The sequence below is a fragment of the Luteibacter sp. HAY1-4A genome (assembly GCF_056755355.1).
In genome coordinates, this window is sequence record NZ_JBNDHZ010000059.1 from 20,597 (window position 1) to 27,501 (window position 6,905).

Here is a 6,905-nt window from a genome sequence, read left to right on the forward strand (position 1 = left end):
CTTTTCTTACCTTCTTAAACAGGAACGGGCCCGAGGGCCCGTTCGATCGTCCAACTTTAACGCCTTCAGGGCGTGGCCGGCGCGGCGGCGGCCGGTTCGTTCGTGTGCAGGCCCTCGAGATAGCTCGCCACCGCGGCGATGTCCTTCTCGTCGAGCTTCTGCGCGATGCCCGCCATGATCTTGGTCTGCGCCGTATCGGTATTCGGGCCGTTGTCGTGCCAGGACTTCAGGCGCGCCTCGACGTACTTCGCGTGCTGGCTGGTGAGCTGCGGGTAATGAGCGCCCGGGTTGCCGCGGCCGTCGGGGCCGTGGCAGGCCATGCACGCCGGGATGCCGCGGTCGATGTCGCCCTGGCGGTACAGCGTCTGGCCCTGTTCGACCAGCGCCTGGTCGGCCACGCCGGGCAGGGAGGTCTTTGTGGCGAAGTACGCACCGATGTCGTGCATGTCCTGTTCGGACAGCGGCTGTGCGAAGCCCATCATGATCGGGTTCATGCGCTTGCCCGACTTGAACTCGGCCAGCTGCGCGGCGATGTACTGCTCGCTCTGCCCGGCAAGGCGCGGGTACTGCGGATCGGTGGAGTTGCCGTCCATGCCATGGCACGCGCCGCAGACGGCGGCCTTGCCCTGACCCGCCGTGGCGTCGCCCGGCTTCAGCGCGGCGGTGGCTTCCGCACCGGCCGGTGCCGTGGGCGTCTCCGCTTTCGGCATCCCCGGCGTCGCCGGGTCCGTGGCAGCGTTCGCTCCCGGCTTGGCTTCGGCGGCGGCTGGAGCCGGCGTGGACGCCGGCTTCGCGGGGGCGGCGGTCTGGGCCGCGGCTGCATTCATGACGAGCAACGCGGTGATGGCAGCGGCGGCGTGCCGAAACTTCATAAGTCTCTCCAAGGGGGAACCTTCCGGACCGGGGCGCGTTCCCTGCCGCGCCTCAACCAAAAGATTATGGCGGGCGCGGGAGAGCCCGGTCAAACCGCGCCAGCGCGCGCACCGGGACCCGATCGCATACACTCCCCGACCTTCGCTATCGACGTGCCCCTGGCGCCCCGTACCCATGTCTTCGAACCCCCTGAATGGCGCGCATTTCGTCCTGGCCGCCCATGAAATCACGCAGCTCCCCTACGACCAGGGGGCGGAAGTGGCTTTCGCCGGGCGGTCGAACGCCGGCAAGTCCAGCGCGCTGAATGCGCTCACGGGACACAACGCCCTGGCGCGCACGTCGAAGACTCCCGGCCGCACCCAGCTCATGGTGGTGTTCGATCTGCCTCCGCTGAAAGTGGAAGGTGCCGCGCCGGTCGACGCGCGCCTGGTCGACCTGCCCGGCTACGGTTACGCCAAGGTGCCCGAAGCCATGCGGCAGCATTGGCGGGGCGAGATCGATGCTTACCTGAAGATGCGCCGCAGCCTTCGCGGCATCGTCCTGATCGTGGACATCCGCCATGAACTGAAGGACTTCGACCGCACGATGCTGGAATTCTGCGCCGCCACGGAACTGCCGTGCCACGTGCTGATGACGAAGGCCGACAAGGTGTCGCGCGGGCAGGCCTCGGCCGCGCTTGAGGCGCTTCGCAAGGATTTCCGGGCGAACGGCGTGCCGGGTACGGCGCAGGTGTTCTCGTCCACGGCAAAAACCGGTGTGGAGGAGGCGCGGGCGCGCGTCATGGAACTGCTGGCGACGCCACGACCGCACGAACTGTAGACGCGAATCTGTGGGAGCCGGCTATGCCGGCGATCCCGCGGCGGCGGGCAACCTTGCCGCAAGCACCCATCGCCGCTGAAGCGGCTCCCACAGAGGGCGAGGTCAGCCCAGTGTGGCCATGAACACCCGGCACAACGCTTCCATGCCCTTGCGGTCCTCGTCGTCGAAGCGGGCCACGGACGGACTGTCCACGTCCCACACGCCGAAGAGGGAACCGTCGGCCTTCACCAGCGGTACGACGATTTCGGAATTCGATGCGGCGTCGCAGGCGATGTGTCCGGCGAACTCGTGCACGTCGCGCACCACCTGGGTCTGGCGCGTCTGCGCCGCCGTGCCGCACACGCCGCGGCCAAGCGCGATGCGGATGCAGGCCGGCTTGCCCTGGAACGGCCCCACCACCAGTTCGTTGCCGTCGAACAGGTAGAACCCTGCCCAGTTGAGGCCCGGGACGGCGTCGTAAACCAGCGCGGCAAAGTTGGCGGCATTGGCGATGGTGTTCGTCTCGCCGTGCATCAGGCCTTCCGCCTGTTGGACCAGCTCGGCGTAGAAGGCGGCCTTGTCGTCGGTGGCGATGGCCTTGGCTTCGAACATGGCGGTTCCGGTGCGATTCGTGGACAGAAGCCGTGTATGGTGCCACGTCCCCGCTTCCGCAAGGCCGCGCATCCATGCCCAGGCACCTCTTCGTGGCCGGTACCGATACCGGCATCGGCAAGACCCACGGCGCCCAGGCGCTCGTGCATGCGTTCCGCCAGGCCGGCGAGCGCGTGGCGGGCATGAAGCCCATCGCCAGCGGTTCCGCCCGCATCCCCGGCAGCGGATGGCGGAACCAGGACGCGCTCGATCTGCAGGCGGCCAGCGCACCTCCGCCGGACTACGCCCTGGTCAACCCGATCGCCCTGGAGGAGGCGGTGGCGCCGCACCTCGCCGCCGCCCGTTCCGGCGTCGAGATCGCATGGCCTCCACTGGATAGGGCATTCGAGGCACTGGCGCGCGATTACGAACGCGTGGTGGTGGAAGGCGTCGGCGGGTGGTTGGTTCCGCTGGGCGACGGCATGTCGATGGAGGACATCCCCAGGCGCTGGGACCTCGACGTCGTCCTGGTGGTCGGGATCCGGCTCGGATGCATCAGCCACGCCCGCCTTACGGCGCGCGCCATCGAAGCGGACGGCTGCCGCTTCACCGGATGGATCGCGAACGTGCTGGAGCCGACGATGCCGCTGCTGGAGGAAAATATCGCCACGCTGCGAGAGTCCCTGCCCGTCCCATGCCTCGGTGTGTTGCCGTACCGCGTCGCCCCGGCGTCGGCGGCCGTGTTGCTCGACCTCGCTCCTTTCGCCTGACGGCCCCTTCACGCGCACACGCTTAACTAATGCACCCATGACGACCTACTTTCTGTCCGTCAAGGACATGTCCAAAGCGAAGGGCCCGGACCCCGAGCTTTCCTTCGAAGGCATCGGGCCGGACAAGCTCGCTGCCGATATCGCCGATGCCATGCGCGGCGATTCCCTGTTCCAGCGCTGGCGCGCCAAGCAGCCCGAGCCTGACGAAGTGGATCCTTCGCTGGGCGTCACGGATGCGGATGCGTCGGCCAAGGGCGAGCTGTCGAACGACCGTACCGACGTGCAACTCTCGACCTCGCTGCCCATGCGCATCGTGAAGCACCGCTTGAACCTCCTGATCGGGTCGAGTTGGGAGCTGCGGGATACGCGTTGATCGGCAGGCCTGACCTGTGGCGGTTGTCCCCGCACCGCCGGCGCCGCTAGAGTCGGTGCCTTTCACCGCCAGGGGACAGCCCGTGCCGAAGCTCCGCATGCTCGTGATCGCCACGTCGATCGCCCTCACCGCCGCCTGCTCGTCGTCCAACGACGCCGGGAAGGCGGCCCCGGCCTCCACCGGTACCGCTCCCGCAAAACCCGGCACCGCCGCCACGGCACAGGCTCCCCACGTGAATCCGCTACTGACCCAGAGCACGCTTCCTTTCCAGGCTCCGCCGTTCGACAAGATCGTGGATGCCGACTTCCAGCCGGCGTTGGAAGAAGGCATGAGGCAGCAGATCGCCGAGATCGAGGCGATCGCCAATGCGACCGACGAGCCCACCTTCGAGAACACCATCGTCGCGATGGAGAAATCGGGCGTGCTGCTCAAGCGCGCGGAGGCGGTGTTCAGCGCACTCACCGGCGCCAACACGAACGACACGCTGCAGAAGGTCGAGGAAGACGAGTCGCCGAAGCTCGCCGCGCACAGTGATGCGATTTACCTCAACGACAAGCTGTTCAAACGGGTCGAGACGCTGTACGACAAGCGCGATTCCCTGAACCTGGACCCGGAATCCGCGCGCCTCCTCGAGGTGACGTACAAGGACTTCGTGCACGAAGGCGCGAAACTGTCGCAGGCGGACAAGGACAAGCTGAAAGAGATCAACAAGGAAGAATCGACCCTCAGCACGAAGTTCACCAACCAGCTTCTCGCCGCCACCAAGGCCGGCGCGTTGGTGGTCGACGAACCGAAGGCGCTCGACGGCATGTCCGATGGCGACATCCAGGCCGCCGGGCTGGCGGCGAAGGACCGCAAGCTCGATGGCAAGTACGTCGTCACCTTACAGAACACCACGCAGCAGCCCGCGTTGCAGGCGCTCAACGACCGCGCCACACGCGAGAAGCTGTTCAAGGCGTCGTGGGAGCGTGCTGAACATGGCGACGCCAACGACACCCGCGGAATCGTCACTCGCATCGCCCAGCTGCGCGCGGAACGCGCGAAGCTCCTCGGTTTCCCGAACTACGCGGCGTGGAAGCTCGACGACCAGATGGCGAAGACGCCCGATGCCGCCGAGAAGTTCATGGAGCGGCTGGCACCCGCGGCGGTAGCGCGCGCGAAGGCCGAGTCGGCGGACATCCAGAAGGCGATCGACGACGAGAAGGGCGGATTCCAGGTGCAGGCCTGGGATTGGGATCATTACGCTGAGAAAGTGCGCAAAGCCAAGTACGATCTCGACGAAGCGCAGATCAAGCCGTATTTCGAGCTCGACAACGTACTGCAGAATGGCGTGTTCTACGCCGCCAACCAGCTCTACGGCATCACGTTCAAGGAACGCAAGGACATCCCGACGTGGCAGCCCGACATGCGCGTCTTCGAGGTGTTCGACAAGGACGGCACCTCCATGGCCTTGTTCTATTGCGACTACTTCAAGCGCGACAACAAGGGCGGCGGCGCCTGGATGAGCAACCTGGTGGACCAGTCGAAGCTCTTCGGCACGAAGCCGGTGGTGTTCAACGTCACCAACTTCACCAAGCCGGCAGCCGGACAGCCCGCTCTGCTGTCGTTCGACGACGTGACCACGATGTTCCATGAGTTCGGTCACGCGTTGCACGGCATGTTCGCCGACTCGCAGTACCCGTCGCTCTCGGGTGCCAATACGGCGCGTGATTTCGTGGAATTCCCGTCGCAGTTCAACGAGCAGTGGGCCACCGACCCGAAGGTGTTCGCCAACTATGCGAAGCACTACCAGACGGGCGCTCCGATGCCCGCCGAGCTGGTCGAGAAGATCAAGAAGGCGAAGAGCTTCAACCAGGGCTACGCGATGAGCGAGCTGATCTCGGCCGCGCTGCTCGATATGCGCTGGCACATGCTGCCCGCCGGCGGTCCGAAACAGGACGTCGACAAGTTCGAAGTGGACGCGCTCAAGCAGGCCGGCTTCACCCTTCCTCAGGTGCCGCCGCGTTATCGCTCCAGCTATTTCCAGCACATCTGGGGCAATGGCTATGCCGCGGGTTACTACGCCTATCTCTGGACGCAGATGCTCGATTCCGACGCCTTCGAATGGTTCAAGGAACACGGTGGCCTGACTCGCGAGAACGGCCAGATCTTCCGCGACAAGATCCTGTCGCGCGGCAACACCGTGGAGCTGGGCAAGCTCTATCGGGATTTCCGCGGCAAGGATCCGAGCATCGAACCGATGCTCAAGGATCGCGGCCTGAAGTGATCCCATACGGGGGCCCCGCAAGGGGCCCTCGTCGTTTCATTCGAAGGGTGCATCCGGCCGCGGAATGTAGGGATTGCACAGCGCTTCCTCGGTCGCGACATAGCCCACGTACGGCCGGTCGGGCTCCAGGTCCCAGGTGTCCTGGGAGTGCGGCACATTGAGAAGATGGCAGTCCAGCTGGTTGATGATTCCGCGGGTGTTCCGCCAGTTGACATTGCCGCTGAATTTCTCGATGACCTCCAATATCAGACTGTCGCGCTTGAGCATGCCGGCATCTCGGCCGCACGAGGTAGGAGTGATCGACAGGACTGGTCCGTACTCGTCCAGGCTCCACACGCCAGACTGCACGAATTCTTCACCCGAAAACGCATCGCATGGCTTCGCCGATACGATGGACGCATGTGCCGGCTCCGTCGTGTATGTGTGCGGAGGCAAACGGAGCCGGTGGACCATCCATCCCGCGCCGCCGATCACGCACAGAATGACGATTCCTCCAAGAAGGAGTTTCGACACTTTCATGGTAGTTCCATCTTTTCAGGGTGAAAGTTCGATATGGCTGAGCTTGAGGTTGCCGCCGCGCCAGACGATCCCCTGGACCTCCTCCAGCGGCGTCGCCCGGTATTCGATGGTGTGTTGCAGCCGGCTTCCTTCCTGCGTCCGCAGGGGCTTGGGCCGATGCAGCGTGAATGCCTGGATTTCCGCGAGCGTCGTGTGCCTGAGCAGACCGATATGGGCATCGGTCGTGCTGCTGTCCACTTCGACATGAAAGGTCACGTACTGGTAAGCGTGCCGGAAGAGGATCTGGCATGCGTTGCGCAGGCGCGGCTTGCTCTCGTTCACGGCGGTGAGCGCGCAACCGTCGTCGGTGTCGACAATAAGCAGCGGCTCTTCGCCCGTCACCACGATTACTTCGCCAAGATCGTGCGTGGTGTTTGGTGTAAGCGTCCGGCAAGGGGCGTGGTCGAATAGTTCGGTATACGGCCCTGCCGGGGTAGCACCTTCGTCCCTGGCGAGGGTGGACAGGATTTCCCTGGGCGATGCATGCAACGTCATGTTGCGTTCCTCCTTGATTTGCGTGCGGTGTCGCTTCCTGCTGCGTGTGGTTCAGTTCTCGGATGACCTCTCGCTGGCATGTTTCGCTGTGACCGGTCGCGATAGCCCTGGAGGGATTGGTTTTTCGGTGCTTGCCAGGGCGGTCGCGTCCCGGGATGGGTCGACTTTGATGTTATCGACG

General features: G+C 65.0%; 8 protein-coding genes. 4 read left to right on the forward strand and 4 right to left on the reverse strand.

All coding sequences use genetic code 11. The features are described from left to right. Positions 1–65: 65 nt before the first annotated feature. Entirely contained in the window at positions 66–872 is an 807-nt protein-coding gene (locus tag ACPYOD_RS16840; protein WP_481302861.1) for a c-type cytochrome, read from the reverse strand. Positions 873–1,047: 175 nt separating this feature from the next. Here ACPYOD_RS16840 and yihA point away from each other — a divergent pair, with 175 nt between their 5' ends. Then, complete coding sequence (gene yihA / locus ACPYOD_RS16845; RefSeq protein WP_481302862.1) at positions 1,048–1,692, forward strand: ribosome biogenesis GTP-binding protein YihA/YsxC; 645 nt, start codon at positions 1,048–1,050, stop codon at positions 1,690–1,692. A 102-nt stretch (positions 1,693–1,794) separates the two neighbouring features. Here the strand turns inward: yihA and ACPYOD_RS16850 are convergent, their stop codons facing one another. Further along, a complete protein-coding gene (locus tag ACPYOD_RS16850) occupies positions 1,795–2,283 on the reverse strand; it encodes a GAF domain-containing protein (protein WP_481302863.1) in 489 nt (162 codons plus the stop codon). A gap of 74 nt (positions 2,284–2,357) precedes the next feature. On the opposite strand from ACPYOD_RS16850, the gene bioD reads away from it, so the two are divergent. The 3 genes from bioD to dcp all read left to right on the forward strand — a co-directional run bounded on the left by bioD (position 2,358) and on the right by dcp (position 5,671). After that, positions 2,358–3,032 (forward strand): dethiobiotin synthase, encoded by a 675-nt coding sequence (gene bioD, locus ACPYOD_RS16855; protein WP_481302864.1) that lies wholly within the window; start codon positions 2,358–2,360, stop codon positions 3,030–3,032. A 37-nt stretch (positions 3,033–3,069) separates the two neighbouring features. Further along, a complete protein-coding gene (locus ACPYOD_RS16860) occupies positions 3,070–3,405 on the forward strand; it encodes a hypothetical protein (protein ID WP_481302865.1) in 336 nt (111 codons plus the stop codon). A 97-nt stretch (positions 3,406–3,502) separates the two neighbouring features. Next, positions 3,503–5,671, forward strand: a complete 2,169-nt coding sequence (dcp, locus tag ACPYOD_RS16865) for a peptidyl-dipeptidase Dcp (RefSeq protein ID WP_481302870.1) — start codon at positions 3,503–3,505, stop codon at positions 5,669–5,671. A gap of 36 nt (positions 5,672–5,707) precedes the next feature. On the opposite strand, the gene ACPYOD_RS16870 is transcribed toward dcp, so the two are convergent. Together ACPYOD_RS16870 and ACPYOD_RS16875 are read right to left on the reverse strand one after the other, a co-directional pair. After that, positions 5,708–6,190 carry a DUF2599 domain-containing protein gene (locus ACPYOD_RS16870; RefSeq protein WP_481302866.1) on the reverse strand — a complete coding sequence of 161 codons (483 nt, stop codon included), beginning with the start codon at positions 6,188–6,190 and terminating at the stop codon, positions 5,708–5,710. Between the two features lie 15 nt (positions 6,191–6,205). Then, positions 6,206–6,724, reverse strand: coding sequence for a hypothetical protein (locus tag ACPYOD_RS16875; RefSeq protein WP_481302867.1), 519 nt, complete (start codon positions 6,722–6,724; stop codon positions 6,206–6,208). Between the last annotated feature and the right edge of the window lie 181 nt (positions 6,725–6,905).